The 26,285-nt window shown below is 32.8% G+C and carries 20 protein-coding genes and 1 tRNA gene; 11 read left to right on the top strand and 10 right to left on the bottom strand.

Annotation, left to right across the window (positions count from 1 at the left end; all coding sequences use genetic code 11):
* Entirely contained in the window at positions 1–2,418 is a 2,418-nt protein-coding gene (locus GFU89_RS17160; protein WP_318848293.1) for a TonB-dependent receptor domain-containing protein, read from the top strand.
* Positions 2,419–2,752: 334 nt separating this feature from the next.
* Here GFU89_RS17160 and GFU89_RS17165 read toward each other — a convergent pair whose 3' ends face one another.
* The gene (locus tag GFU89_RS17165; RefSeq protein WP_318848294.1) at positions 2,753–5,047 is read right to left on the bottom strand and encodes a polyribonucleotide nucleotidyltransferase; all 2,295 of its coding nucleotides are present in this window, start codon (positions 5,045–5,047) and stop codon (positions 2,753–2,755) included.
* A gap of 442 nt (positions 5,048–5,489) precedes the next feature.
* Between GFU89_RS17165 and GFU89_RS17170 the strand changes: the two genes are divergently transcribed.
* Together GFU89_RS17170 and GFU89_RS17175 are read left to right on the top strand one after the other, a co-directional pair.
* A complete protein-coding gene (locus GFU89_RS17170; RefSeq protein WP_318848295.1) occupies positions 5,490–6,911 on the top strand; it encodes a sugar MFS transporter in 1,422 nt (473 codons plus the stop codon).
* 122 nt (positions 6,912–7,033) lie between these two features.
* Complete coding sequence (locus tag GFU89_RS17175) at positions 7,034–7,393, top strand: DUF4260 domain-containing protein (protein ID WP_318848296.1); 360 nt, start codon at positions 7,034–7,036, stop codon at positions 7,391–7,393.
* A 371-nt stretch (positions 7,394–7,764) separates the two neighbouring features.
* Here GFU89_RS17175 and rpsO read toward each other — a convergent pair whose 3' ends face one another.
* Positions 7,765–8,034 (bottom strand): 30S ribosomal protein S15, encoded by a 270-nt coding sequence (gene rpsO, locus GFU89_RS17180; protein ID WP_045494446.1) that lies wholly within the window; start codon positions 8,032–8,034, stop codon positions 7,765–7,767.
* 173 nt (positions 8,035–8,207) lie between these two features.
* Between rpsO and GFU89_RS17185 the strand changes: the two genes are divergently transcribed.
* The 6 genes from GFU89_RS17185 (at position 8,208) to GFU89_RS17210 (ending at position 12,689) form a co-directional block, all read left to right on the top strand.
* Positions 8,208–8,756 carry a pyruvate decarboxylase gene (locus tag GFU89_RS17185; RefSeq protein ID WP_318848297.1) on the top strand — a complete coding sequence of 183 codons (549 nt, stop codon included), beginning with the start codon at positions 8,208–8,210 and terminating at the stop codon, positions 8,754–8,756.
* A gap of 536 nt (positions 8,757–9,292) precedes the next feature.
* Positions 9,293–9,439, top strand: a complete 147-nt coding sequence (locus tag GFU89_RS17190; protein WP_172625734.1) for a bacteriocin-like protein — start codon at positions 9,293–9,295, stop codon at positions 9,437–9,439.
* Between the two features lie 147 nt (positions 9,440–9,586).
* On the top strand, positions 9,587–9,736 hold the full coding sequence (locus GFU89_RS17195) for a bacteriocin-like protein (RefSeq protein WP_309432724.1): 150 nt from the start codon (positions 9,587–9,589) through the stop codon (positions 9,734–9,736).
* 348 nt (positions 9,737–10,084) lie between these two features.
* Positions 10,085–11,407 carry a magnesium transporter gene (mgtE, locus tag GFU89_RS17200; protein ID WP_318848298.1) on the top strand — a complete coding sequence of 441 codons (1,323 nt, stop codon included), beginning with the start codon at positions 10,085–10,087 and terminating at the stop codon, positions 11,405–11,407.
* Between the two features lie 26 nt (positions 11,408–11,433).
* Positions 11,434–12,174 carry a helical backbone metal receptor gene (locus GFU89_RS17205; protein WP_318848299.1) on the top strand — a complete coding sequence of 247 codons (741 nt, stop codon included), beginning with the start codon at positions 11,434–11,436 and terminating at the stop codon, positions 12,172–12,174.
* A gap of 47 nt (positions 12,175–12,221) precedes the next feature.
* The gene (locus GFU89_RS17210; protein WP_318848300.1) at positions 12,222–12,689 is read left to right on the top strand and encodes a cupin domain-containing protein; all 468 of its coding nucleotides are present in this window, start codon (positions 12,222–12,224) and stop codon (positions 12,687–12,689) included.
* A 117-nt stretch (positions 12,690–12,806) separates the two neighbouring features.
* On the opposite strand, the gene GFU89_RS17215 is transcribed toward GFU89_RS17210, so the two are convergent.
* Both GFU89_RS17215 and GFU89_RS17220 read right to left on the bottom strand, forming a co-directional pair.
* Positions 12,807–13,256, bottom strand: coding sequence for a GAF domain-containing protein (locus tag GFU89_RS17215; protein WP_047423771.1), 450 nt, complete (start codon positions 13,254–13,256; stop codon positions 12,807–12,809).
* A gap of 13 nt (positions 13,257–13,269) precedes the next feature.
* The gene (locus tag GFU89_RS17220; RefSeq protein WP_318848301.1) at positions 13,270–14,697 is read right to left on the bottom strand and encodes a TonB-dependent receptor; all 1,428 of its coding nucleotides are present in this window, start codon (positions 14,695–14,697) and stop codon (positions 13,270–13,272) included.
* A gap of 54 nt (positions 14,698–14,751) precedes the next feature.
* Here GFU89_RS17220 and GFU89_RS17225 point away from each other — a divergent pair, with 54 nt between their 5' ends.
* Together GFU89_RS17225 and GFU89_RS17230 are read left to right on the top strand one after the other, a co-directional pair.
* Positions 14,752–15,519, top strand: coding sequence for an MBL fold metallo-hydrolase (locus GFU89_RS17225; protein ID WP_318848302.1), 768 nt, complete (start codon positions 14,752–14,754; stop codon positions 15,517–15,519).
* A gap of 93 nt (positions 15,520–15,612) precedes the next feature.
* Positions 15,613–15,692: transfer RNA gene (locus tag GFU89_RS17230), tRNA-Leu, on the top strand.
* Positions 15,693–15,785: 93 nt separating this feature from the next.
* On the opposite strand, the gene GFU89_RS17235 is transcribed toward GFU89_RS17230, so the two are convergent.
* From GFU89_RS17235 to GFU89_RS17260, 6 genes are all read right to left on the bottom strand, one after another.
* Complete coding sequence (locus GFU89_RS17235; RefSeq protein WP_318848303.1) at positions 15,786–17,411, bottom strand: hypothetical protein; 1,626 nt, start codon at positions 17,409–17,411, stop codon at positions 15,786–15,788.
* A 209-nt stretch (positions 17,412–17,620) separates the two neighbouring features.
* Complete coding sequence (locus GFU89_RS17240) at positions 17,621–18,463, bottom strand: hypothetical protein (protein ID WP_318848304.1); 843 nt, start codon at positions 18,461–18,463, stop codon at positions 17,621–17,623.
* Positions 18,464–18,705: 242 nt separating this feature from the next.
* Positions 18,706–18,951 carry a hypothetical protein gene (locus GFU89_RS17245; protein ID WP_318848305.1) on the bottom strand — a complete coding sequence of 82 codons (246 nt, stop codon included), beginning with the start codon at positions 18,949–18,951 and terminating at the stop codon, positions 18,706–18,708.
* Positions 18,952–19,032: 81 nt separating this feature from the next.
* Entirely contained in the window at positions 19,033–19,608 is a 576-nt protein-coding gene (locus tag GFU89_RS17250; protein WP_318848306.1) for a hypothetical protein, read from the bottom strand.
* 380 nt (positions 19,609–19,988) lie between these two features.
* Complete coding sequence (locus GFU89_RS17255) at positions 19,989–24,854, bottom strand: NACHT domain-containing protein (protein ID WP_318848307.1); 4,866 nt, start codon at positions 24,852–24,854, stop codon at positions 19,989–19,991.
* 405 nt (positions 24,855–25,259) lie between these two features.
* The gene (locus tag GFU89_RS17260) at positions 25,260–25,946 is read right to left on the bottom strand and encodes a GNAT family N-acetyltransferase (protein WP_318848308.1); all 687 of its coding nucleotides are present in this window, start codon (positions 25,944–25,946) and stop codon (positions 25,260–25,262) included.
* Positions 25,947–26,285: the final 339 nt, after the last annotated feature.

Consider the following 26,285-nt stretch of genomic DNA (forward strand, 5'->3'; position numbering starts at 1 on the left):
ATGACCAGAATACTCTCATTTATTTTTATCTGCATACTGATCTCGTTCAGCAGCAGATATTCTGCCCAGCAGGCTTCACAGAGTTTATCTTTATCCGGAAATATACAATCCGGAAAAGCCGAGCAGATGGAGATCAATCTCTTTAATGCCGATCATCAGTTAATCAAAACAGAAATTGCTGATGGTAACGGTAAGTTTAATTTTAATGATTTAAAACAAGGAACTTATCAGGTAAAGATCAATAAAAACGGTACTGAAGTTTATCATTCAGAAAATATTTCTTTGGCTGAAAATACAACGCTCCCTTCCATAGATCTGAACGTAAAATCTATTGAAGGTGTAACGATCACCAAAACCAAACCCCTTATTGAAAGACAAGACGGAAAGATGATCATGAATGTTGAAAACAGCATTGCCAGCACCGGAAATTCGGCTTTTGAAGTATTGGAAAAAGCGCCGGGAGTGAGTATTGACAACAATGATAATATCAGCCTCCGCGGAAAAGGAAACCTTCTGATTCAGATTGATGGCAAAAATACACCAATGACCGGAAGCGACCTTGCCAATTACCTTAAGGGAATTCCATCCTCTACCATTGAAAAGATAGAATTCATTACCAACCCTTCTTCCAAATATGATGCGGCGGGATCTGCAATCATTAATATCAAGCTTAAAAAGGAACAGAGAAAAGGAACCAACGGAAGTGTTTCCACCTCTTTAGGAACGGGTAAATATGTGAAGAATAATAACAGTTTCAGCATTAACCACCGAAATAAGAAAATCAATATTTTTGGAAATTACAGTTTTGCTTACAGGGAAGCTTACAACGGTCTGGTACTGGACAGAAATTTCTATGAAGCCAACAATTTTAAAAAAGCATATGTTCAGGATAATTATCTGAGGTTCAGATTCAACAGCCATGTTGCCAAAGCAGGAATGGATTATTATCTGAATGATAAAAATGTGCTTGGCTTTTCTGTAGGACTGGTTTCAAACAAATTTAATATCAACGGCGATAATTCTAATGTGACACTGGGCAGCAACCATCTTCCGGAAAGCTCATTCACCACCGTCAACAGATCGAATGACCGCTGGACCAATCTTTCATTCAACATTAATCATAAATACACAATTGATTCTTTAGGCTCTGAAATCTCTACTGATTTCGATTATATTAATTATGCAAATTCTTCGCTGCAAAGTTTTGATACCCAAACGCATGATATAGCCAGCAACACAGATAATCTGGATATCATAAAAGGTGATATGGACGGAAAACTGAATATCTATTCCTTAAAATCTGATCTTACCAAGAATTTTAAACAGGAATGGAAGCTGGAAACAGGAATTAAAACCAGCTTTGTAAAAACTGATAACGATCTGAAGTTTTTCAATGCAAGTTCCGGTGTTCCGATTCCTGATCTTTCCAAAACCAATCATTTTATTTACGAAGAAAATATTAATGCAGTGTATGGAAATGTCTCTAAAAAATGGGAGAAATTCAAAGCAACTGCGGGATTAAGAATGGAAAACACCAATGTAAAAGGAACCCAGCTTACCACCAATCAAATTAACAAAAGGAATTACACCCAATTGTTTCCAAGTGCCGTTTTTTCTTATGATCTGACAGATAAAAGCAACCTTGAAGTTAATTTCAGCAGAAGGATCACAAGGCCTAGCTACAACCAGCTGAATCCTTTTAAATTCTATCTTGATCCTACGACTCTGAAAGCCGGAAATCCTGATCTGAATGCACAGACCACAATGAATTATGAACTGACCTACAGCCTGAGCAACAAATATTTTGCAACAGTAAGCTACAGCAAAACATCTAACAATATCACAGACATCCTTAAACCTGTAGTGGAAAACGGACAGATAGTCACTGTACAAACGATTGAAAATTTAAATTCGGTATCTTATTTAGGATTATATCTTATTGCTCCTGTAAAGGTGACCAAATGGTGGGATATGAACAACAGTGCTAATTTCTACTACGGATCATACACCGGAAATGTTTCAGGAACACAGATTAATAACAAAGGAAATTTTACTTTTAATATCAACAGCATCAATTCATTCAAACTGGGAAATGGCTTCACGGCTGAACTCACCGCAAATTATAAGGCAAGAGAAGTATATGCTTATCTGGATGTGAGTCCTAACTGGTATCTGAATATCGGAGCTCAAAAGAAATTCAAAAACAACAGTACTCTGAAACTGGCCTTCACCGATATGTTTTTTACCAGCAATATAAAAGGACAAACCGTTTATAATGATTATCTAGAAAATTTTGCTGTAAAAAGAGATACCCGTGTAGTGACACTTTCTTATACCTACAATTTCGGATCTTCTAAAAACGGACAGCCCAGAAAAACGGGTGGTGCTGAGGATCTGAAACAGAGAATCGGAAGTTAATTGTAAGAAGTTGGAAACGTAAAGACGCTAAGGAAAAAAATATTGAATTTAAGTCGTAAGGATTTTATCTCCTATAAAATTGAATATCGCACAACTATAGATTTATTCTAATATCTCGCTGATTTTGCAGGGGAAACAGATGCAAAAAATAAAACAATATACTTGCTGAAAACCTTTGATTTTCTTGGTCATTGTGAGCCGAAGGTGGAGCAATCTTTAAATTTTACTTTAAATTTCCAAAAGTGAGAGTGCTTGAATACTCTGCATTCCACAATGATATAAAAGCAAAAATCCCTCAAATTGAGGGATTTTTTATATCTAAGAATGAATCTTATTAAGCTTCGTTAGAAGGAGTTTCATTTTCCACTTGGTTTTCTCCTTGTGGTTTTTCTCCTTCAGGTCTTCTCTGCCCTTCTGGTCTTCTTTGACCTTCTGGTCTTCCTTGTCCTTCCGGTCTTCTTTGACCTTCTGGTCTTCCTTGTCCTTCTGGTCTACTTTGTCCTTCAGGTCTTGCAGGTCTTGGTAAAAGTACTTTACGGGAAAGTTTCATTTTCTTACGGTCATCATAACCCATGAACTTCACCTCTACTTCATCACCTTCTGCATAAGGAACTTTGTCTAGACGAGCCCATTCAATTTCAGAAATGTGAAGAAGACCTTCTGTACCTTTAGCAATGGCTACAAATGCACCAAAGTCCATTACCTTCACTACTTTACCATTGTAAACTTCACCTACAACCGGTACGAAAGTAATTTCGTTAATTCTTGCAACAGCAGCATTGATTTTCTCTCTGTCTGTTCCTGCAATTTCGATACGTCCGATCTCACCTACTTCTTCAATAGCAATAACGGTATCTGTATCTTTCTGCATCTGCTGAATGATTTTTCCACCAGGCCCGATTACAGCACCAATGAAGTCTTTAGAGATCTCCATTACTACCATTTTAGGAGCGTGAGGCTTCACGTCTGCTCTTGGCTCAGAAATTGTTTCAGTGATTTTATTTAAGATGTGTAATCTTCCGTCTCTAGCCTGCATCAAAGCTTTTTCCATGATATCCATAGAAAGTCCCTGGATTTTGATATCCATCTGGCAAGCTGTGATACCGTCTGCAGTACCTGTTACTTTGAAGTCCATATCTCCAAGGTGATCTTCATCTCCTAAGATATCAGAAAGTACAGTGAATTTACCAGATTTTGTATCCGTGATCAATCCCATTGCAATACCGGAAACAGGTTTTGTAATTTTCACCCCTGCATCCATCAATGCCAATGTTCCTGCACAAACTGTTGCCATTGAAGACGAACCGTTTGATTCAAGGATATCAGAAACAATTCTGATTGTATATGGATTTTCTTCAGGGATTACAGCCTGCAATGCTCTCTGAGCAAGGTTACCGTGTCCTACTTCTCTTCTTGAAGTTCCTCTTAGAGGTCTTGCTTCACCTGTAGAGAATGGTGGGAAGTTATAGTGTAGGAAGAATTTTTCGTCGTGCTGAGAAATAACACTGTCTACCATGTTTGCATCTTTCACAGAACCTAAAGTTACCGCTGTTAAAGACTGAGTTTCACCTCTTGTAAACACTGCAGAACCGTGAGCTCCCGGAAGGTAATCAATTTCTGACCAGATTGGACGGATCGTTTGAGGATCACGGCCATCAAGACGGATATTGTCTTCAAGGATCATCTGACGCATAGCTTCTTTCTCTACATCATGATAATATACTTTTACGAAAGGTGTTACTCTTTCCAATTCTTCAGCATCTTCAGCATATTGTGCTAAAAATTCTTCACGAACTGCTTTGAATTTATCTCCTCTCTCCTCTTTACCAGATGGAGTTCTTGCAACTTCATATACTTTATCGTAAGTCTCCTTCCAAACTTTTGCACGAATTTCTTCGTCGTGGTTTTCGTGAGAATATTCTCTCTTAGGGAAAGCTTTTCCTACTTTTTCTGCTAATCTTTCCTGAGCTTCAATTTGCTTTTTGATTTCAGCATGACCGAAGATAATCGCTTCTAACATTTCCTGCTCAGAAATTTCTTTCATTTCTCCTTCTACCATTACGATGGAGTCTTTAGTAGCTCCAACCATGATATCCAATTCAGAACTTTTTAATTCTTCATAGCTAGGATTAACAGAAAGTTTTCCGTCAAATCTTACCACTCTTACCTCAGACATTGGCCCATTGAAAGGGATATCAGTAATAGCAATAGCTGCAGAAGCTGCCAAACCTGCTAAATCATCAGGAATTGTTTTTCCGTCATAAGAAATTAATGAAATCATTACCTGAACTTCAGCATGGAAATCTTCAGGGAAAAGCGGACGTAAAACTCTGTCTACTAAACGCATCGTTAAGATCTCCTGATCAGAAGGTCTTGCTTCTCTACGGAAGAAGTTTCCAGGAATTCTTCCACCTGCGTAGAATTTTTCTCTGTAATCAACTGTTAATGGTAAAAAATCTACACCAGGATTTGCTTCTTTATTGGCTACAACAGTTGCTAAAAGCATTGTTCCACCCATTTTTACTACCACAGATCCATCAGCCTGCTTAGCCAATTTCCCTGTTTCAATAGTGATTTCTCTGCCATCAGCAAGAGTAATCATCTCTGTAAACGCTTGAGGTATACTCATAAATTTGTCTTCTTAATACTCCGTATTGAGTATGAATTAATATTTAAACTCTTTAAATTTCGTGTGCAAAGGTACTATATAATAATGAAATATTAAATTTTTCACTTGCATAAATAGGCTCTCAAAATACAAAAAATTGGCTATCAGTTGATGAAATATTCAAAATTTATAGCTGTAATCTCAACTTATTCATTATTTGTGAAAATAAAAATGTGTTTTTCTAAAAATAATGCATTGAAAAATCCTGTTGTTTTTGTATTATTGTCTCAAAAAATGAAAATAACATTCTGACTTGAAAAGGAGTATACATTTCATTATAAAAACCATTAAAATTATTGCAAACATATAGGTGGATTCCTATATTTGCCTTACTTCACAAAAATGCAATGCTGTAGGCAAAAAAGAGTTAAGGACCTATCCTTATACAGATAAATAAATGTTTATGATTAATAAAGAAGTACAATCGCAAAGCAGGAATTATACGGTTCCGTTGGTTACCATCACCCTGCTATTTTTTATGTGGGGATTCATCACCTGTATGAATGACATCCTGATCCCCTATCTGAAGCAACTTTTCAATCTTACCTTTTTCGAATCCATGCTGGTGCAGTTCTGTTTTTTCGGGGCTTACTTTATCGGATCGCTGATTTATTTTCTGATCTCTATCACCAAGGGAGATCCTATTAATAAGTTAGGATATAAAAAAGGAATCCTGTTCGGGATTTTTCTGGCGGCTTTTGGCTGCGTGTTGTTTTATCCGGCAGCTACGTTCTCGTATTATCCGTTATTTTTAGGAGCTTTATTTATCTTAGGATTAGGCTTTACGGTACTGCAGATTACTGCCAATGCGTATGTTTCATTACTGGGAAGTGAAGAATCTGCTTCCAGCCGACTGAATATGACACAGGCATTCAATGCATTCGGAACAACGATTGCCCCTGTGCTTGGAGGCCACCTTATTTTTGAATTTTTCTCGTCTCCGGATGGATCATTCAGTGCAGTAGCAACGAGAATTCCGTATCTTATTTTCGCGGGTATTCTTTTGTTGGTAGCCTTATTGATTTCCAGAGTTAAACTTCCTTCATTCCAGATGGGTGAAGAGGAAGTGGTAAAAGGCTGGGGAGCGCTTGAATTCAGTCATCTGAAATTCGGCGTATTTGCCATGTTCTGCTATGTAGGCGGAGAAGTAGCAGTGGGGAGTTTCATCATCAGTTTCCTTGAACAGCCTCAGATCATGGGGTTTAATGAAATCATCAGTAAGAATTACCTTTCCATGTATTGGGGTGGAGCTATGATTGGCCGTTTCCTTGGAGCAATCTCTTTAAACCAATCTTTAAGCCAGAGTAAAAAAGCTCTTTATATGCTTGGGGCAGCAGGAGCTGTTTTCCTTGTGATCTTCAGCATTGTGAACCTTACCTTCTCTCAGATCAGCTTTTTCCTTGTGTTTATCGTTCTGAATTTCATTGCATTTTTTGTTGGTAAAGCGGCTCCGGCTAGGACATTATCAATCTTCGCAGCCATCAATGTCGTATTACTGATTTCAGCCATGGTCAATCATGGGGAAATGGCGATGTACAGCATTTTAGGAATCGGAATTTTCAACTCTATCATGTTCTCTAATATTTATACACTGGCAATTTCAGGACTTGGAAAATATACGAGCCAGGGATCATCCTTAGTCGTAATGGCTATTTTAGGAGGTGCTATTGTTCCTATTTTCCAGGGATATCTTGCAGATCAGTTTGGAGTACAGCACTCGTTTATCATACCTGTGTTCTGCTATCTGGTTATTCTGATCTTTGGAGCGTATTGTACCAAATATCTTGGTCATGTAGAAAGCACTGAAGCCAAGTCAGGGCATTAAAATCAATCATATCAAAATGTATAAGCGGAATATCTCAAAGGTATTCCGCTTTCTTTTTTCGATCTTAAAATGTAACTTTTCATTACCAAAAGCAACTTATCTAACAGATTAACACAATTATTATGAAAATACAATTAAAGCTTGAATACGCAGCATTTCTATTGTTGGGAGCCTATGGTTTTGCCCAAACGGGATATTCCTGGTGGTGGTTCGCGGGACTTTTCTTTGCTCCGGACATCTCCATGTTAGGTTATACCGTTAATACTAAGGTGGGAGCTTTCTTTTACAACCTTTTTCATCACTTAGGAATAGCTATTATCGTTTATTTCGCGGGAACAGCCTTATCTCTCCCTTATTTACAAATGATTGGAGCCATCTTATTTTCTCATTCCGCCTTTGACAGAATACTGGGTTATGGGTTGAAGTATCCGGATAGTTTTCAGAATACACATTTGGGGAAGATTGGGAAGAAAGTGGAATAAAATAGCTACTGTAGAGGGCTAACCACCCCGTCAAAAATTCTTTGAATTTTCGCCACCCTTCCGCAGGAGGGAATTACCACTCCTTCAGTTGGAGTGTTTGCCCTATTTTTAATACATTTTCTATGGATGTTTCTAACTGGATTCCTACGGAATGACAAATTGAATGGATAAAAATACATTTGAATTGTGTCATTCCAGAGGAATCTAAATACTCTTTGTTACAATCAAAGACTTTCAAAACTTAAGTGCTCTTGTCAAACATTTAATAGTTTCTAAAAACTTTTGTGCCTTTGTGGTTAAAGATTCCAAGTACTGCAAAACAAAAAAGCAACCTCTTTCGAAGTTGCTTTTATTTTGAAAATCTTTATAGATTATTTTCTTAAACCTAATGCAGCAATAATAGCTCTGTATCTTGCGATATCTTTCTTTTTAAGGTAATCTAATAAACTTTTTCTCTTACCTACCAATTTCACTAGAGATCTCTCTGTGTTGAAATCGTGACGGTTAGCCTTTAGGTGTTGAGATAAGTGGTTGATTCTGAAAGTGAAAAGAGCAATTTGTCCTTCTGCGCTTCCTGTGTCTTGTGCAGATTTTCCATGTTGTGCGAAAATTTCCTGCTTTTTGTCTGTTGTTAAGTACATTCCAATATTGTTTAATGATTATTATGTAACGGGTGCAAAATTACGACTATTTTTTGATTCTGCAAACATTATTGATTTCATAAATCAAATTTGATAGAAAAAAATGTTAAAGATTTCTTAATAAATTGTATGCAATCCAACGAAAAGGCCGTAATTTTGCATTCGAATTACAAATGAAAAAAATTATATTCTTTACAGCAATTGCTACTTTTTTATTCATCGGCATTACTTCGGTAAAAGCTCAGAAAACGGCTGATGACAAAATAAAAAAAGTTCTTTACTTCAATCCCGAGGTAGAGCCCGATGTTGATGAGATAAAAGATCCTACCAACACGGCATTCTTTGATGCTGTTTCCGATAATTTCAGCAGCAGAAGAAATAAAATGCTCCGGGCAGAAGTTCAGCTTCCTTTTGACAGTATAGATAAACAAACTATTGTAGATTACTGCCTCAATAACGATGCAGATTTTGCAATTGTCTCCAAAGTACGGTATTTCAAAGTAGGTTTTGGAAAATATGTTTTCTCCAATCAGGTAGTTGTCAGCATGAAACTTTTTGGTTCCGATGGAAATCTTGTCACGGAAACAGACCATGATACTTACCGAAAAAACATGCGTCTGCTGGGTTCCACCGTAAATTCTGTTAAAATAGGAACCGAAGGAGCTATAAAGGGAATCATTAAAAAACTGAGAAAGCTGAAACCTACCGAAGCAGAGCTTTGAGTTGAAGTTTCAAAGTTTAAGGTTTAAGGTTTAAGGTTAGAATATAAGATAAGACCTTTGATCATCAATGGTCAATTTTGTGTTGCAAGTCAATTGTGAATTTTTATTCCGCTGTTCAATTAGCTATACCAGAAAAATTCATCATTCATCATTCATCATTCATCATTCATCATTCATCATTTATAATTCATAATTTTCACAAAGTATTTTCCTATTAAATAAAGCACTTGTCCACACTTATGGAACAAGCACTTTTACTTTAAATACATTATAAATAATTGATTAACAATTAAATATTTTCACCAAATGAGGATTTATTAAATATTTTTTACTATTTTAGTCTAATATTAAAACCAAAATATCATGAAAAATCTAAAGAAACTCAGCAGAGAAAAAGCAAAACAAGTTAATGGAGGATCCATGGAAAGATGCAGCGAAACCAATCCTTGCAGTGTTGGATGGTGTTGCTTTGGAATCTGTTCACCTTTCATTTGTATCTAATAAAAAATAAACTAACTCACATAAAATCAAATCTCATGAAAAATCTAAAAAAACTCAGCAGACAAGTTCAAAAGGAAATCAAAGGCAGCGGACCTTTCAAAAAATGTACAGAACATTACGAATGTCCGGGTGGATCATGCTGTCATAACATCTGCGTTGTGAATCCATGTCCTCTGGAATAATATATGATCATTACGGACACCTGCAATTGTAGGTGTTTTTTTATTTAAAAACTAAATAAAATATTGATTTACAGTAAAATATTTTCACCAACAAATGAATAATATGAAAATATTTACTATTTTAGTTTAACATTAAATCTAAACTATATGAAAAACCTAAAGAAACTCAGCAGACAGGCTGCCAAAGAAATCAACGGCGGTATCGGCCCCTTCAGATGCAGCATAACAAGACCATGTTCTGTGGGATATTGCTGCAATGGAGAATGTCTTGATCATGACTGTCCGATAGAGCCTTAACCTTAACTATATTTGATCACCATGAAGAATTCAAATCTTAAGAGGCTGAACAGGCTGGAGCAAAAAAATATTAAAGGCAGCGGAATAAAAAAGTGTGGAGACAATTCAGATTGTGGACCATACCAGTGCTGTACAAATGCAGTTTGTACGTACATCCCTACCTCGGAATGTGAACCAATTTAAAGAATATTGGAATTTAAAATTTAATTTTTATACATCCGTTCCGACGGGTGTTTTTTTTTGCTCTTATACTGAAGCACTAAACTTTAATTAATCCTTAATTTTGCCAGTTTATTGCCTAGTCTTAAAAATTTGAATTATTTTTGCATATCCAAAAAATTTCACGTTTTGAATTCTAGAGACGAACTTATCTTCAACCCTGCCGATATTGCCGAAACTCTCAGCGAACTTCCTGCTGATGAGAGGCTGCTCGCGTTCCTGAAGGTTCCGAAAGAGTATAAAGCAGAAGTTTTTTCACATCTTGATCCTGATTTCCAGGAAGATACCATCAGAAGTATCGGAAGCGATGAGGTTTCTGAGATTCTGAATGCAATGACTCCGGATGACAGGACCGCTCTTTTCGAGGATTTCCCGGACGAGCTTATCAAATATTCTATCAATCATCTTAACCCGCAGGAAAGAAGGATTGCTTTAAAGCTGCTTGGCTACAATTCAGACTCTATTGCCCGTCTGATGACTCCTTATTATATCCAGATCCGTAGGGAATGGACGGTAAAAAGATGTCTTCAGCAGATCAAAAAGGTAGGAAAAAGAGTGGAAACTATGAACTATCTCTATGTGGTGGATGAAAGAAACCGTCTGATTGATGATTTAGCTGTGGGAAGTTTACTGTTGGCCGAAGAAGATACTTTAGTGTCTGATCTTATGGACAACCACTTTGTTGCTATCACTACGATGACTTCCAAAGAAGATGCTGTTACTTATTTTGAAAAATATGACCGTTCAGCGCTTCCTATTATTACAGAATCGGGAGTTCTTGTAGGGATTGTAACTATTGATGATATCCTTGACCAGATTGAACAGCAAAACACCGAAGACATTCAGAAATTCGGGGGTCTTGAAGCCTTAGATTTACCTTATACCCAGACTTCTCTCATCGAAATGGTAAAAAAGAGAGGAATGTGGCTGATTATATTATTCTTTTCCGAAATGCTCACCGCATCAGCCATGGGATATTTCGAAGACGAAATCCAGAAAGCAGTGGTGTTGGCACTATTTGTTCCATTAATTATCTCCAGTGGCGGAAACTCAGGCTCACAGGCCGCAACGCTTATTATCAGAGCAATGGCACTTCAGGAAATCGGTTTAAAAGACTGGTGGTATGTCATGAAAAAAGAAATCTTCACCGGGTTATTTTTAGGAGGAATTTTGGGAATTATCGGCTTCTTAAGAATCATGATCTGGCATGAAGCAGGCTTCTTCAGTTATGGCGCCCACTGGGTTTATGTAGGATTAAGTGTAGCCGTTTCTTTAGTTTTGATCGTACTCTGGGGAACTCTTTCAGGGTCAATGGTTCCATTTATCTTAAAGAAATTAAAGCTAGACCCTGCTACTTCATCTGCTCCTTTTGTAGCAACTCTTGTAGACGTTACGGGACTTATCATTTACTTTTCTGTAGCCGGACTTTTCTTAACGGGAAAACTTTTGTAATTTTAGGCATCATCTAACATGCCAATATGAAAATCGTTTCACTTGTACCCTCTATTACTGAGGCATTATTTGACCTTGGGCTCACCGAAAATGAAGTTATCGGGAGGACAAAATTCTGTATTCATCCTCAGGATAAAATAAAAAATGTAGCCGTAATCGGCGGGACCAAAAATATCAATATTGAGAAAATAAAAGCGCTGCAGCCGGATCTTATTCTTGCCAATAAGGAAGAGAATGTAAAAGATCAGGTGGAAGCTTTGATGACTGATTTTAAGGTAACCGTAACCAATGTTGAAACGATTGAAGACAATTATTATCTGCTTAAAAACCTCGGAAAACTTTTCGGAAAGGAAGAGAGAGCCCAGCTTTTCAATCTTAAAATATACGACATCCTGAATCAATCCAAGCTGGAAACTCCCATCAAAGCAGCTTATCTTATCTGGAAGAATCCTTATATGACCATTGGTTCGGATACGTTTATTCATAGAATTTTATCGGAGATTGGCTTTGAGAATATTTTCAAGGATAAAACCCGTTATCCTCAGATTACCACTGAAGATCTTGCGGATGCTGATGTCATCATGCTGTCCTCTGAACCGTTTCCGTTTAGGGAAAAACATATTGAAGAGCTACAGGTTTTTTACCCCAATAAAAAGATTATGGTCGTAGATGGTGAAGCATTTTCCTGGTATGGAACTCATATTGCAAAATGTGAGAATTATTTTAAAGAATTGCTGGCTGAAATCCACCTGATGCAGCAAAGCTGATTTTTTTTTTTTGATTACCAACTTTAAACTCTAAACATTAAACTTACATGTCTGAAACAGTTATATTATCTGAAGGAAAAGAATTTGATCATGTTATTCAGGAAGTTTCAAAATATATCCATCTTTATGTAATGGCATTTGAAAAGAATGAGCGAACCATCACACAAATGGATAAGCGTGAAAATATGTATGGTGGAAACGGAACTGTATATATGCTGCAGATGTTTGATCAGAAGGAATTAGCCCACAATCGTCTGGCTGCCTATATGGTTTTACTGAATAAAGGTGATGAATCCGGATTTCACACGCACAATCAAAGAAATGAGCAAGAACTGTATGTTGTGGTGCATGGAACCGGAGAGTATCGGGAAAGAACCGGAATTGAAGGAGCGATACGAAAGAAAATTCTTCAGAAAGGAGATATTACAGCCATTAATTCCATAGGTTATCATTCTATTGAAAATACAGGAGATGAGCCTTTAATCATGTTTGTCATTACCACTTATAATCCATAAACTATAAACTATAAATAGTAGGGTTGGAAATATCCAACAATACATTTCATTTTAATGTTTATAAAAAAACTCCGACTAAAAAGTCGGAGTCTGTATTCTATTTGTATTGAAATGCTATTATAAAATCTTAGAAACTTCATTACAAAGCCATTCTAACAATTCACGGTCTTCATTGGTGAAAGGATCTACCGTATGGGAATCAATATCGATCTGACCGATGTTTTTTCCGTCTTTAAAGATAGGAACTACAATCTCGGCTTTTGTATCAATGGAGCAGCTTAAATAATTGCTTTCTTCGTTCACATCAGGAACTACAAATGTTTCATTGGAAACAGCAACCTGGCCGCAAATTCCTTTACCGTAAGGAATAATGGTATGATCTGTTGGAGCACCTACATAAGGGCCTAAAATCAACTCCTCCTTATCTCCGTTTTTGAAATAAAAACCTGTCCAGTTGAAGTAAGAAATCTCCTGATCCAACAAGTGGCAAACTTTTTCAAGTTTTTCTTCTGTATTATGTTTTGGACTTTCAAGAATTGAGGAAAGTCTTTTCTTTAATTCTGACATTGTATATATTTTTTTAAGAGAATTGTTTTAGGGAAAGTTCTTCTTTATATCCGAACATTCCACGCTCTTTAATCATTTCTGCTACGCCTTCAGGAACCTGAGTTTCCCAGCCTTTCACACAACATGCTATTTTTCTCAATATTTCTCTTGAGTATATTTCCAAAAACTCCGGATTATAGTTTGTAATATCTACAATACGATTGTTGTGTTTGAAATATTTATAGAGTTCTTTCAGGTTTTCTTCTACTTTCAGGTTTGAAGAATCCAACAATTGGTGGGTTTCAGGATCTTTGTAAGGATACAGATACACTCTCATCCCGTTTCTGAAAAATTTCCCGAATGCTTCAAGGATACCGCCTGACAGATTTTTGTAATATTTCTCGTCGAATACCATCAACATATTATTTACTCCCATTGCTACTCCAATATCTCCACTGGTATAAGATGCGAAATAATCGATTAGTCTGTAATATTCAGAGAAATTGGAAATAATAACGGTATATCCCAGCTTAGCCAGAATATCAACCCTGTCAAGGAAATCTCTTTCGTCAATATCTCCGTCTGCTCTCAGATTGGAAATAGTGATCTCGATAAGAACTTCTGTTTCTTCATGGGTACAGATGGCATCTTTGAAAAACATATCCATCCCATTTTTAAGCATATCAATGTTTACTTTCGTTACCGGTCTGAAACTTCCTCTAACCGCGAAAATATTTTTCTTGTACAATACATCTGCCGGAAGCATATTACTGCCCTGAGAATTGAAAATCACCGCATCGGTCATTCCATTTTTCACCAGCTGAAGAGACATCAGTCTATTATCAACGTAAGCAAAAGCAGGCCCGCTAAAATCGATCATATCAATTTCCAGGTTGTCTTTCGCAACATCGTCGTACAGAGATTCTACTAAAGTTCTTGGGTTGTCAAAATAATTGAAAGCCCCGAAAATAAGATTTACCCCAAGATTCCCTAAGGTCTCCTGCTGAAGGGTAGCATCATTTTCTTTGAATTTTACGTGAATCACGATTTCATTGTAATCTTCATTTTCTTTGGTCTGAAAACGAATTCCTACCCAGCCGTGGCCTTTTACAGTCTTGTCAAAATTAATGGTTGTTACCGTATTGGCGTAAGAAAAGAATTTTCTGTCAGGATTATTATCTCTTGAAATTCTCTCTTCAATCAAAGCTACTTCATAGCGAAGCATTTTGCGAAGCCTGTTCTGGGTAACGTACCTGTTTTTTACTTCCTTTCCGTAGATGGCATCACTAAAATCTTTGTCATAAGCAGACATCGCCTTAGCAATCGTACCGGAAGCTCCCCCTGCTCTAAAAAAGTGGCGAACAGTCTCCTGCCCTGCTCCAATTTCTGCGAAAGTACCATAAATAGTAGGATCTAGATTAATTGTTAATGCTTTTTGTTTAGGAGTTAGTTTCTGATACATTAGGACATGAAATTTTTCGTAAATTTACCAAAATTAAACCAACCTCAAAAGAAAATGAAGTTGAAATTTTTAGGAACCGGTACTTCTCAAGGTGTACCCGTTATAGGCTGTACATGTGAAGTGTGTACTTCTGAAAATCCCAAAGACAAACGTTTACGTTCTTCTGTGATGGTGACTACGGAAGAAAATAAAAAAATACTGATAGACTGCGGTCCGGATTTCAGGCAGCAAATGCTTACCAACCAAGAACATACCGTAGATATTGCGTTGATAACTCATGAACATAATGACCACGTAATCGGGCTTGATGATATGCGGCCATTGATTTTTAAGAGTGGGCATGATGTTCCTCTCTACTGCTATTCAAGAGTTGCTCATGAAATAAAAAACAGATTTCCTTATGCTTTTGCCGATGTAAGATATCCCGGAGCACCTGCTTTTGAACTTCATGAAATTGAAAATAAGCCTTTCCATGTATTGGATACGGAAATCACTCCCGTAGAAGTGATTCACTATAAAATTACGGTCTTCGGATACAAATTTAAAAACCTTGCTTATATTACAGATGCCGGATTTATTTCTGAAACTGAAAAAGAAAAACTGAAGAATCTGGATGTTTTGATATTAAACTGCATCAGAAAATTTGATCCTCATCCTGCCCATTTTATTCTTCCGGATGTTATCAAACTGTTTGAAGAACTAAAACCAAAGAAATTATTTTTAACACATATCAGCCATCATTTAGGACTGCATGACATTGAAGATAAACAGCTTCCGTCCGGAATGCACCTTGCCTACGATGGTTTGGAACTCAACTTTTAAAAATTTTTATTCAAAAAGCTTTTGAACATTGAAAAAAGTTCCTATATTTGCACACCAATTTGAAACAAACATCACGTTTGAAGTAAACATCAAGCCCAGGTGGCGGAATTGGTAGACGCGCTGGTCTCAAACACCAGTTCTTAGGAGTACCGGTTCGATCCCGGTCCTGGGTACAAAAAACCTCTGAAATCATTTGATTTTCAGAGGTTTTTGATTTTTAGGGTGGTCAAAAGGGTGGCTAATTATTTTATTTAATTCAATTTTTTTTAAACAAAAGAATTCAGGATATTTTGAAATCTTGAACTTTTCCCCTCCCTATACCCTTTTTCTTTAGCTTGCCTCATAATATATTTATTAAAAGGACGTAATTTATTTTGTTCAGATTTTTTACATTCCACTATGTAATTGTCAATGAGGATATCTAATTGTAATATTCCATCAGCAAAGTAATCTTCAAGTTTAATTAGAATTTCAAGAGGTACCATTACAAATTCTTTCACAAAACAATCTTCAGGAATAATTCTACTCCGTTTCAATTTTTCAAACCTGTCATTCAGTAAATACCTGAAACCTTCAATGTCAAAGCAAGGATCTTGATAGACAATTATAGGATAAACATTAAATCTATCCGTTATCTCAAATCTATCCAAATTCTGGAAGATTGTAGTTAAGTAATTCTCTATCACATTTAGTAACTGTGTTATACCTTTATCTTTATGTTTTTGATTTTTCCCACTTTTTTCTATTGTCTTAAGTTCAAAGTTTTGAAGAAACTCACGCTGAATTTTCTCTAAATTACCGCAATGTTTAATCTTAGCATTTAGCATAACATCTTTAAATTCAAATAAAAATATGTTTTTTCCTTTTCTGATATAAAAATCAGGTTCTCCATCTCCTATTTTTTTTCTCAACTCATCTCCTGATATAAGTTTTTTATATGTTTTTGAAAAGCAACCTTGCATTATTTCATAAAACAAATATTTTTCTGTAAAACGTTCTCCTACTAATTGCTTAAGTTGAGGATAATTTTTTATTTTATTCATCCCCTTCTCTTTCAACGTAGAAGCAAGATCAAACAAAAAACTCTGAAACATTTTATCAATAAAAAATTTTGAAAAAATAATACTGTATAAATTATTGCCATGATAATAAATTGGCTTACTTCTTAATCCAGTAAAATCAGATGTCCTTTTAAAACTGTTGATATCAATACTCATCGCATTTAAAAGCTTTTTCTGATAGCATCTCACAGGAACGATTTTCATCAAGTTTGTAGCTCCTTCTTCATTAGTAGCATTTCTGAGATAGATGTGCAAAACAAAGTGTAAATAATCCTCCCATTTTTCAATCTGGTTTTCTTTTAGAAATACTTTTAGATATCCTTTGAATTCTACATCTTGCTCACAAAAAACCATAAAGTGATAAAACCTTATAAATTCTACTCTATAATCTTTAGGATAAATTACATCATTAATTTTTAATTGTACTGGCAAATGATGTAAAACTTGAGAGTCCGCATCTTTAATAGACGCCAAATCCTGAGTTGAATAATGAATCCTTTCATCACAACAAATTAAATAAGCAATAAATAAATTTGAAAAATCATCCTTTGACTCAAGTATATCCTCATTATTCTCATTATGGCTTTCTAAAATATACTCAATTAATATCAATAAAGAAGCTTTATCTATAAACACGTAACTCCCTAATTCATTAGTAATATATTGTAAATAATCAGTGATTTCACGTTGTAATTTTGCATTCATTTTAAACAATAATGGAATAAAAAAATCAAGTTCGCTTTGGTTACTTGTCATTAAACCCTTTTTAAATAGCAAATATGAAAGCCATTCAATAGCACTTTTTGATGGAATATTTTTAAGAATATCCATCAGATTATCTTCACCTGCAGGAAATATACATGAATATGTAATCTGCCTTTTCACCACTAAGCACTCCATTTCTTTACTAATTAATAATTTGAAATATTTTCATTTGATTTGTTAATTCTAAAAGAATAGAATGTGTAATAAAGAGTAAACTTAGCAAGTGAATTTTCAGTTTTCCAAAAATTTCGATAATCCAATTTTATACACATTTTTTAATTGGTATTTAATTTTATAATTTTAGACTCTGGTAATCCTAATTTATATTTTTGCCTGATAACTTCAGTAAAAAGATCAATTCTTGTTGATATCCATATATTTTTCTCACTTGACCATTCGGTTAATATTGAGACGAGCTTTTTATCTACTATATCAGTTTCATTAACTAATTGAGTTGGTACAAACCAAACCCCTCCTCCACTGATTCCATATGGATCTGGCCCAGTAATTTTTCTTTTGGTTTGATTATCAATTACCCTTTTTTTTTCATATGTAAGAATCAAATTTTCATATTCCTTACAATTTAAATCTTTATATTTTTTTTCATCAGCAGGTACAGTATTGTATATAAATGGGCTACTTTTTAATTCACCTTTATACTTATTAAATCGATTCTTAGATGCTGGAAATCCAATTGCAGTATAATAAGGAAGATTTTTAATTTCGTGGTTTATTCCCAACTGATTTTGGTTAATAAAGGAATATTGTCTTTTTATATAATCAACACTTTCATCATCTAATTTCAATATTGCGATGTCAATTTTATCATCTTTCCTTTTCTGGTTTTTATCTAAATTATTAAATGTCCATTCCCCACCAAGTTTCACAGTAAGCTTTTCCTCAATTCCTATCACAATTTCATTTTGTAAATCTTCAGACACATGAGCAGCAGTAAATAGAAAATGACAATCATCTATTTTCACTAAAACCCCTGTTGCATGAGGCTCAGGATTGCCATTTATTATTTTTAAATAATGACAAGTACATTTATAAGCATCTTGACTTGCTCTTAATTGAATTTCTTGATGATATTCCATCGTGGTTTTAATTATTGACATATTTTTTTGATAATTAGTTTTAATCTTTAAAATTATCCTTTAAAAATTAAATTTCTTTACGGTAACCCGTATGATTTGATTGCCTTTGAGACTTTTTAATATTAATAATCTATTCCTATAATATAAGCTAATGAAAAGATAACTCATCTAAAAGATTAAAAAATCATAAAAGCCTTATATATCGAATATAATAAGGCTTTTATGAAATATAATATTGATTATAAAGAATTCTAATTTACATATTAGTCATTACTAAAATACAAACCAATTTGTTGTACTCTTAAAATTTGATTTTCAATATGTTCATAAGAACAATTTTTATTTTCTAAATAATCTCTGTGCATATCTAAGAAATCATTAAAACCAACACCTTCCCTGTTAGCAATCTTTATAGCTTCTAAAGCTCTTTTTCGATCGTATTCATGCCCTGCAAAAATAAGATCCACAACACCATATGAAGTTTTAATTAAATTTTGTAGTTCTTCCATAATTATAGATTAAATATATTTTGTCTAAATTAAATTGTGTAGTGTAAGATTTATATTGTATAATATAGAATTTCTTAACGTTTAATAATTGTATCTTTCCAAATAATTTAAGTAGTCATTTATACGACTAATATAAATATTGGTTGAAATATGCTCGTAGTCAGAAACAATACTAAAAGTCACTGTTCTATTTAAAAATTTAATAGCTTCTTTAATATCCTCATTCTCCAATCGAGTAAAAAAATCTTGATAAACATTATATGGAATTTGATATGAATTATTCCCTAGACTATAGAATGAAAACTCTCTTGGTACTATTTCTATAAATTTTTGAATATCTTCTTTAAAGAAATTTAGTAATTCATAAAATAAAATATCACTAAATTCAAAATGAATCTTAAAACCACTTTCTGTTCTTTCAACAAGATACTTATCGGCATAATTTGCTCCGTAAAATTTAAAAAATTCATTTTCTGGATTAATTACATCTGAAACCTTAATTTGTTCATATTCTGTGAGTATCTCTTGAACAGAATCTAAATCTTCAGTAGAATAAAGTTCATAAAAATGATCATAATCTTTATGTCTAAATGATCTACTTTGTTCGTTGAGTTTTCTATACAGTCTTATCTTTTGACGTGCCTCTTCTAAGTTCATGTTTAAATATTTTTGGTTATTGTTTTTTAAAGATAAAAAAATCAAATTAAAATTCATTAATTACATTTTTTCCAAGTATATTAAATTTAAATCTATGTTCAATTAAAATAAGTATGCATGAGAAATCAATTTTCATAATTTATTCATCTTCTCTAGAATATTCATTCAAAAATCTATCGGAAAAATCCTATGTATCATTTTCGTTTGTTTTTTTAAACATCACTTAGAGGATAAAAAGTATTTCTATAACTTCCAAACATTATAATAAGTATTAAATTTTTCACCACGGTCACTTCATCAATTTTATTATTCATTTTCTATTCAAAATTAAATCTAAATTTGATTGAATATAAATTTAAAATCAATACAACCTTTTAACTTTAATAGTAATAATCATGTAAAACATCTTTCAATCGAACGGTTTTATTTGACACTATATCGTAACCAAAATCATTTTTAAAGTCAGTTATTTTATTTTTCCAAGAAGACACCTCATTATCTACCATATTGACCTGTGCCAGTAAATTATAATAAGATATTTTTTCACTTACAGAATTACTTGATAACAAAAGTTCTTTTATAGCTAAGCTAAAGTTCTTATCTCTTTTAAGCCTCTCAATCATTGGTATAAAAAAGTATCTATGATAAATTTTGGCCTCACTAGTATTCCCAAAAATCCTTTTTAGAAATTCTTTCAAAGTATCTATATCTCGAAATAAAAACTTGAGATTAAAATCTACATAATCATCAACGTAATATTGATTTTGAATTATCTCGTTAAACATATCTCTAAGAATGGGTTCATCCGGCCAACCACTACACAAAGCTATAATTTTGCCAGAACTACCATTTAGTTTTACATCCTTTATCTCTTCATAAACTTGATTGTCATTTTTAAAATTAGTCCCTAACAGTCTACCAGCAAGAATCTCATTATGTCTTTCCTTATTATTAATAAAGCGTAATAAAATACTCTTTAGAATAGGACTTTTAGGAGATGTTCTATTTAGAAAACTAATTATCGAATTGTTTTTGATTGTTTGAGAGTTGTTCGATATGAATTCCATTAAATAACTATAAGTTGGTGAGGACTTTGAAGAATATTTCGCAAAAAAACCCCAGATATCCTCTATATCTTTGTTATATTTTAAATCCCCAACGATTGAACCAAAATCCTTACCGCTATAAGAAATTAGATAATCAAAATTATCAAGTATGGATTTTATCATTATTCCACTTGAAGATTCCTGGTAAGTATATTCGCTAAAGATATCAAGTAATTTTGATTTATATTTACCTTTACCTTCAACATCTTCAATTAATGAATACTCATCTAACTTTTTCGTGATTAAAAAACCTGTAAAAGCAATTCTCCTCTTAACTTCATGATCTATTCCTCTGGCAAAAACTAATGGCTTACTTAGGTTTATTATTTTATTGGTATTAGTTTCCTTAATATGGTTAAATAAACAAATTGCCATATCTGCCATTACTTCTTCTTCGGCTTCTGTTTCAAAATTACTTAAGGCTGTTTCAATATTATTAGGAAATATTGATAAATCAGAAAATGCTTCAATAATCGACAATTTAAACTCCTTTGCTAAAGGAATAGATTTTTTTAGCATTTTATCTTCTGATTTTATTAATGTTGGAAAATAATGAACCGCTAAAACATAAAGAGTGTTATCATTTTCTATATGTTCTAAGAAATACTTCTGAACAATTTCGCTTGAATGAAAATTCTTTACAATTATATCAATTGCAGTGTAATATTGTCCCCAAAATTCTTTAGGAAAAGTTTCAAGTTGATCAATAAGTCTCTTCAAAATATTTGATTCAAAATATTCTTTATCAATTTCAATTAATGCTGATATAGACCTTTCTCTAAAGGTTATTTTTTTATCAAATAGAATTCCTTCTAATATTTTTATTGCTTCTTCTTTTTCATTTCTATCAAATACTCTAGAGATAAAATGTGCAGAGGCAGATGTCTTTTTTGTTTCAACCGTTCTAAAATACTCTTTTAGCTTTTCTTTAACTTGTTTATCATCTTTCCAACCATCTAAAAGTGCCATTACACTCCAATGAGAAGTATAGGAATTTTGCAAATCCTCAAAAAGAGAATTTTTAACTTTTTCCGAATGAACAAAAATACTTGCAAATGCAGTCTCGGGACCAATATGACTAAATTCTTTTAAATATTCACTTAACCAATTCTCAACAACTGGAACTAATTCTTCAATATCTTTAAAATAGTAAACCAAATGTTTAAACATTTCATGTCTGTCGGAAATAAAAGGAAATTTTTCTTTAAATTCAGATTTAATTATATTGATTACGTCTTGCTCTTTGTTAAAACAATGAAAAAGGACTTTCCAAACAATTCCTCTATCAAATACTTTTTCTTGGTCATTATGATAATGTTCTTTTTCTAACGATTTGATTAGTATTTCTTTCAAAAAGTTGTCCGTATTAAATCCATCAATTAATAAATCAACAGCTTCATCTTTTAATTGATAAGGAATCTGATTTATAGTTTTTATTATCAATTTTAAATCATCCTGAGTATGTTTCTTTGCGAAAATTTTATACTTAAATAAATAAAATTGAACAACAGAATCATCAACTTCAATAGAATTTATTAAGTTCTCTCTTTCTACTTCTGATATGTCATTTGTGATAATACTATTAATTGCAAAAGCTAAAATTTCTGGATTTGAGCAGTTTGAAATAATACCTTTTATAAGCTTAAAAACATCTCTATTTTTAATATGTTTATTAAAAGCATAGGAGGCATCATGTCTTTGCTCTATTGTTCCATTAATAAAAGCTTTTTTTAAAAATTCTATTTGTAGTTTATTTAAATTGGGAGTATATCGTAATGCATTAACACGATAATCTCTGTACTTGTATTGATTCGGAAAAAACTGTATCAGGAAAGCCTGGATTTTTTCTTTTAATCTCCCATTTTGTAAAGCATTAAGGATTTGCTTAAGCAATGCTTCTTTATATGTCAGGTCTGTTTCATACTCAAAATCTCTTATAATAGAATCAAATGCTTCATTCATAATGTCACTTGGTGTGTTGTCTAGATTAATAGCAACTTCATATGAAATAAGTGAAAGATAATTTTTTTGAAATTTTTCACAAGTAGCTTCTTTTAAAGCATAAAAATGTTTAGTAAACTTTTTAATCTGTTTTAATGGTATTAATCCAAAAAAACTAATAATTACCTGATGAAAAGTGGGATTAGCAGAATGAGCTTTTATAAATTCACTAGCTAAATCTTCATCAGATTCATACAATTGTTGTGCAGCCAAAAATTCTTGAAATTGTTTATGTCCAAAAGCGATTTCTTCATTTGATTTTTCAATGATAATTCCAAAGTTATTTGCTCCGACTTCTATTAATTTTTGGCTATGGACTTTTGCTTTTGCTTTATCATATTCAGCATAAGTAATAAGATATTGTTCAACTACTTTTTGTGCTTCGCTTTTTAAAATTACACCATCATTACTCTCTTTCTGAATATTGATTGCTAATTCACAAAAAATATCTTTAAAATCAACATCAATTATTTCCTCTTGAACTATTCCCGCATCTGTGCCCCGCTTTACAGGATGTTTTTTTATTAAGTATTGGGTTATTTCCTTAAGTGCTTCCAATTTGTTCTTAGGCAGAACCGAATCTTGCATTTTTTGTATAATTAAAATACTCAATAGCAAAGGTATTTCTGCTAATTTTTTTAAATCGCCTGACTGTCGCAATTCTTTTATAAAATTATCCGTTAGTGTTTTTGAATAATCTTTGTCTCTATTTGTATCTTGTAAGGAAGTCCATTTACTATACCAATTTTGAACAAAACTTCTTTGTTGAGAAATAGAAAAACCTGCAAGATTTAAAACGTATAGGTTCGTGAAAAAGTCTTTTAGTATCTTAAATCCGTATGGTCGACTCGAATAAAGAACTTTACAATCATAAAGTTCTCTTAATGCTTCAACACGTGTTATTGCTTGTTGTGCAGAAGAAATACTGCTCCATTCGTCAATCCCATCAATTATCAAAAATAGTCGTTCGTCATCTATTGCATCTTTTACTACATCAAACAAATAATTTTTGCCAAAACTATTAAACCAAAGATTAAGGATTTCTGAGATGCTTAATGAGTCATTTTGACTAAGGTGTTTTGTTATGAAGGCAAAAGGTAGCCACACAGGTAATGTTTTACCATATTTTTGCGAAATATTTTCTAACTGAGGATCTGAACTTAAAATATCTAATGTAATATATCTAAGCAAAGTACTTTTGCCAGCTCCGGGGTCACCAATAATTATATTTTTATTATTGTTTACTAATGCATCATCTACTTTTATTCGGATATCAATACTGCTTTCTTCGACGTCGTTATGATTATTTAAATTTTTGCGTTTAAATTCATTTTCAGATTGTCCATAATAATCATAAAAATACTGATCATAATTTACGTTTGATATTGAGTCATCTTTAGTAGGTTTAAAACCTTCCTCTTTTACACTTGAGAGAATATCTGGAATAATAAATCTATCCTGTAAAGTGTATGGACTATTTAATTCTTTAATTGGAATTCCAGGATCTTGAATGTTAAAAATTGTTGAATAAAATTCATATAATTCTTTCCTAAATTTTACGACTTGTTGAGCATCGATTTTTTTTGATTTCGAAAGCTGTTGTAAGGCAAGCTCTCCATTAAATTTTTTAACCCATTCCAGACCAAAAAAATCAAATACGATTTGAGGTTGATCTTTAAGAAGCCGTGAAAGTTGAATTTTATCCCATTTCACCAAAGTAATATTTTCATTTTCAAGCTCTGTTTTAAGTTCTTCAAATCTGTCTTGTATTTGGGTTTTATTCCACTCACAAGATGTACATAAATACAATTTATCGCTTTTGCTGTAAAAGTCTTTACCTTTAAAGTAATCAATAGCCTTGTTTATATCATCTAAATCGAATTTTTGATATCTTTTGCATTGATAAGAGTAGTATTTTCCATTTGATTGTCTTGCATAAATATCTATTCCTTGTTGCGCTTGCCCCTTTATACCATATATCTCACAATCGTTTACAGAAAACTCTGTTTGTATTATAGCTAAGCATAGCTTTTCAAAGTCCTCCCATGCTAATTTTTCTAAAGGAAGTTCTTGAATTTTTGAATCAATGGGAAGGTCAGCTATGGAGTTAACTGGTGTATAGAGGTAACTTAAATTCATCTCTTTTTAATTCGTGTAATATTTTCTAGTTATTTATTTTTATTTGCCATTTTCTTTTATTCTTAATTTATGAATTGTCAAGAATTCTGGCATATCAGTAAAATGTTTTCAAGAGCTTCAATTGCAAATTAAAATTTTAATCTTTGGTTGAATCCTGGCACACCCTATTTTCATATTGTTACATTATACTCATAGTATGTAAATTTATGAAACTTTGATTAATGACATAGATTTTGGGAAAACAAAAAATAAGGTGATTGATTTAGATAACTTGTCAAATCTCAAAAAAGCTACAGTTATATTGAGATTATCAATAATCATATTCAAAAATATTAAACCCATATTATAAAAAAAGTAACCTCAGATCGAATCTGAGGTTGCCCTTTTTGTATAAAATTTATTTTATTAACCTACTTTTTTTCCAGTCTCCTCCAATAACAGCCTTATATTTCCTCTTATTATCTTATCATCATTAAATAACTTACAATCAAAACCAAATGATTCATAGAATGGAATCAGCCAATCAAAATTATCAGCATCAACGCTCGATAAGTCTCCTGTTATACATTTGATACCTTTTTTCCTTGCTTCCGCAATGACAAAGTTCATTAATACTCTACCGTATCCTCTATTTTCCGAATCATTCCTTGTTAGAAAATCAACAATCTTAATTTCATTCCCATAGTCTCTAAAGTGCATTACAGAATCCCAAAATTTATCATCTCCATTTTCACCTGACAAGTAAATACTATCAAAAAGATTCTTTTGAGAATAGGTCATAAAGACTATTTCACCATGCTTAGTTAAAGTTGCCTCTGTCGTAGAGTTTTCATTTCTTTCAAGAATATATTTCATCCGTTCTAATCTTTTAGATAACAGTTTATTTTCTTCTATCAAGATTTCATTATTTTTATACAATTCGCTCCTCTTATTCTGGGAAATTTCCAAAAATTTTTGTTTTGATTCAAATTCACTTTTAAGAATCATACGAGCTATTGCCTTAATTCCAATAATTATTAATACGATAATTACTTTCATTAATATAAAAGGAGATAGCAAAACAAATTTTAATCCTTCAATAGTACTTTTCATATTTTATTATTTTTAAAATAAATATAATAATTTTGTATTAAATTCCTGTATTCTATTTACTTTTTAAACGCTTATTATCAGACACTTATACAAACTATCTAATAAATAAGAAAAAAAAACAATAAATCTTTAATAATCAACATCTTAAATAATATTAAATTAATGATTCGACTTTTTGATCTTGTCAACATAACAAAAATCGAACTAACTGCTAATTAAGTAAATGAAACGATTTTTAAACTCAACTTAATTATCGTTTTGTGAGATTTTGCAAAGAAAGTAAAATCTTAACTTAACCAGGTTATGTTTTTTAAATCTATATAATTTTATTTCTTAATA

It is taken from the genome of Chryseobacterium sp. JV558, assembly GCF_033712365.1.
Taxonomy (GTDB): Bacteria; Bacteroidota; Bacteroidia; order Flavobacteriales; family Weeksellaceae; genus Chryseobacterium.

Bases quoted from the DNA above. Each gene is read 5' to 3' on its own strand.
- GFU89_RS17160 (WP_318848293.1), top strand. From the start codon at position 1: ATGACCAGAATACTCTCATTTATTTTTATCTGCATACTGATCTCGTTC.
- GFU89_RS17165 (WP_318848294.1), bottom strand. From the start codon at position 5,047: ATGAGTATACCTCAAGCGTTTACAGAGATGATTACTCTTGCTGATGGC.
- GFU89_RS17170 (WP_318848295.1), top strand. From the start codon at position 5,490: ATGATTAATAAAGAAGTACAATCGCAAAGCAGGAATTATACGGTTCCG.
- GFU89_RS17175 (WP_318848296.1), top strand. From the start codon at position 7,034: ATGAAAATACAATTAAAGCTTGAATACGCAGCATTTCTATTGTTGGGA.
- rpsO (WP_045494446.1), bottom strand. From the start codon at position 8,034: ATGTACTTAACAACAGACAAAAAGCAGGAAATTTTCGCACAACATGGA.
- GFU89_RS17185 (WP_318848297.1), top strand. From the start codon at position 8,208: ATGAAAAAAATTATATTCTTTACAGCAATTGCTACTTTTTTATTCATC.
- GFU89_RS17190 (WP_172625734.1), top strand. From the start codon at position 9,293: ATGAAAAATCTAAAAAAACTCAGCAGACAAGTTCAAAAGGAAATCAAA.
- GFU89_RS17195 (WP_309432724.1), top strand. From the start codon at position 9,587: ATGAAAAACCTAAAGAAACTCAGCAGACAGGCTGCCAAAGAAATCAAC.
- GFU89_RS17205 (WP_318848299.1), top strand. From the start codon at position 11,434: ATGAAAATCGTTTCACTTGTACCCTCTATTACTGAGGCATTATTTGAC.
- GFU89_RS17210 (WP_318848300.1), top strand. From the start codon at position 12,222: ATGTCTGAAACAGTTATATTATCTGAAGGAAAAGAATTTGATCATGTT.
- GFU89_RS17215 (WP_047423771.1), bottom strand. From the start codon at position 13,256: ATGTCAGAATTAAAGAAAAGACTTTCCTCAATTCTTGAAAGTCCAAAA.
- GFU89_RS17220 (WP_318848301.1), bottom strand. From the start codon at position 14,697: ATGTATCAGAAACTAACTCCTAAACAAAAAGCATTAACAATTAATCTA.
- GFU89_RS17225 (WP_318848302.1), top strand. From the start codon at position 14,752: ATGAAGTTGAAATTTTTAGGAACCGGTACTTCTCAAGGTGTACCCGTT.
- GFU89_RS17235 (WP_318848303.1), bottom strand. From the start codon at position 17,411: ATGGATATTCTTAAAAATATTCCATCAAAAAGTGCTATTGAATGGCTT.
- GFU89_RS17240 (WP_318848304.1), bottom strand. From the start codon at position 18,463: ATGTCAATAATTAAAACCACGATGGAATATCATCAAGAAATTCAATTA.
- GFU89_RS17245 (WP_318848305.1), bottom strand. From the start codon at position 18,951: ATGGAAGAACTACAAAATTTAATTAAAACTTCATATGGTGTTGTGGAT.
- GFU89_RS17250 (WP_318848306.1), bottom strand. From the start codon at position 19,608: ATGAACTTAGAAGAGGCACGTCAAAAGATAAGACTGTATAGAAAACTC.
- GFU89_RS17255 (WP_318848307.1), bottom strand. From the start codon at position 24,854: ATGAATTTAAGTTACCTCTATACACCAGTTAACTCCATAGCTGACCTT.
- GFU89_RS17260 (WP_318848308.1), bottom strand. From the start codon at position 25,946: ATGAAAAGTACTATTGAAGGATTAAAATTTGTTTTGCTATCTCCTTTT.